2 protein-coding genes are annotated in these 2,078 nt (G+C 39.8%); both read right to left on the bottom strand.

Translation table 11 applies throughout. From position 1 onward, the window contains the following. Nucleotides 1-317: DUF6671 family protein (locus QUB64_RS32835; RefSeq protein ID WP_333278801.1), on the bottom strand; the 317-nt coding region annotated here is incomplete at its 3' end. A 31-nt stretch (nt 318-348) separates the two neighbouring features. After that, on the bottom strand, nt 349-2,078 hold a 1,730-nt coding region (locus tag QUB64_RS32840), incomplete at its 5' end, for a hypothetical protein (RefSeq protein WP_333278799.1).

The following is a 2,078-nucleotide window of genomic DNA, read 5'->3' on the forward strand; positions in this document are numbered from 1 at the left end:
AATAAAATTACGATTTCTCTGTTTGCTGGCAGATAGGGCATCATTGGGTGAGGGCCGAAAGTGCCTTCGCTCGCAAATGCCAGAGTTTCGCCCGCCATTTCTAGAGCTTTTGCTGCTTTCTGGCGAGCCGCTTCTATTTGAGTTCCCAAGCGTTTAACTTCTCTGGTGAAGGTGCCGAATGCGTCAGTGTCAAAATCCGCAGGTATTAGGATTTTTACGCCTAATTCTCTTTTCAAAATCGGAGCCATCACCCGTTCTTTGTGATGCATGGTAGCAAGAACTGCCGTGCGATTTACCAAAAATTTCTCTGGGTTCATACTAGCGAAAAAAATGAAATTTTAACTAATGTCATTGCTGCTTTTTGTAGCTTAACAAATCAATTACAAAATTTCCTCCCTCATCATAAATTCGCTTTCTCGTTTCGCCAAGTTTTTGTAAGCTGTCTTGAAATTCAAAAGCATTCAAAGCCTGATTTTGGAGCCAGAAAGGGGTGTTTGGGGCTACATTTTTCCGAGAAAAGTTCGCTTCATTACCATAAGAATATGCAAGATATCTAATCGATTTTGCAACCAGATAATCTGCTAGGGTCTCTTCTCCTTTAAATGAAGGCATACCGGGCGGTAGGCTAGCACCGCCTGGGTAGTCTGCAATCCAGATTGTATGTTTCTTAAAATTCAGTAAAAAAGGTTTGTCAAGTCTTGTTAAAACTCTTTCTCTTGCAGGTATCGAATCTAGCATTTTTGCATATTTTTCGCGTTCTTGTGGTGTCACTAAAGCTACATTATTTAACCCCCGGCTAATGCTATTTCTGAAGTCATTGTATTCTGTAAAACCATTGTAACTGTGAGAATCTCTCGCTACTAACAAAGACACAAATACTGCGCTGCCCCAGGCGATTTTTTGGAAATTTCGATGGAAGTTATTTTGCTCGATATATTCCACAAAAATTGAGAGAAATACGACGAACATAACTACTAATAGCGGATAAGCATAGCGGTAAACATCCGAACCTCCTGTAGAAAATGCTATAATCGCAGTTCCCGCGACGGTACTAATCAAAATAGATAGGGTTGCTTCCCTAACAATTGGCTTTTTACTGACACCAATTATCCAAAATCTAATTCCCAATACACCAGGTATATAAATAATTGTTAAAATTGCATACAACCTGAGTTTAATTGCTATGTCTGGGGGAATCTCGCTGTTAGGAAGCTTGACAGAGCCTCCGTATACTGAACCATGAAAACCTCTACCAAATATGGGATATAGTAAAGTCCCTGATGACTGATACATTGATATCGACCAGGGTAAAATAAACGCCGCCAATAAAATAGCAGCCAAACAAAATTCGATTATTGCTTTATGCTTTGTTTGGCTGCCCAGGATGTAAAAACAATAACTAGAAGCGAATAAAAGGATACACCCGGGAATCAAGGTAGTTTTCAAAGCGCAGATTGCGGCTGCAAGCAATCCTACAATCGCAGCATTGTTTGGGATATTTGTTGCTTTGAGATGCTCCCATTCAAGAACGTTAAATAAGCTGAAAAAAAGGCACGCTGGAATTAATACGCCACTTATATTTAGCCGAACCAGGTTAAGTGATAAAAATCCGAACACAATCATTAGTGTCGAGGTTGTTGAAAGATTTTTTTTCTGGCAGTATCCGATCAGAAGTCCTATCATTACTAATAAGGCACATCCGGGATCGATCAGATAAAAACTTCTTTCATCCAACACGCTGAGACTGAAGGTATGCAAGAATAACTGTCCTCCCAGTGCAGATACCAGTCTTCTTTCGCTAAAAGGATCGGAACCAAGAGAACCTATTTGAAGCATTTTATGGGGGAATACAAAATAGGCCTGGTAGTCATCAGTAATATTAAAGTCATACCAAAACACGCAACCACTGTATTGCACAGCAGCCCAAAGGAAAGCAACAACAGTCCCGAGCGCCCAAAATTTATTGAGTTTAAAACTATTAATTAACTGATTCAGATTCTTGGCTAGCGAAGTTTTATTTCTCCAGGCATCTATTATTCCGTAAACTGCGCCAGAGCATATATATATTACAATCGTGG

It is taken from the genome of Microcoleus sp. Aus8_D2 (assembly GCF_036702665.1).
Taxonomy (GTDB): domain Bacteria; phylum Cyanobacteriota; class Cyanobacteriia; order Cyanobacteriales; family Microcoleaceae; genus Microcoleus.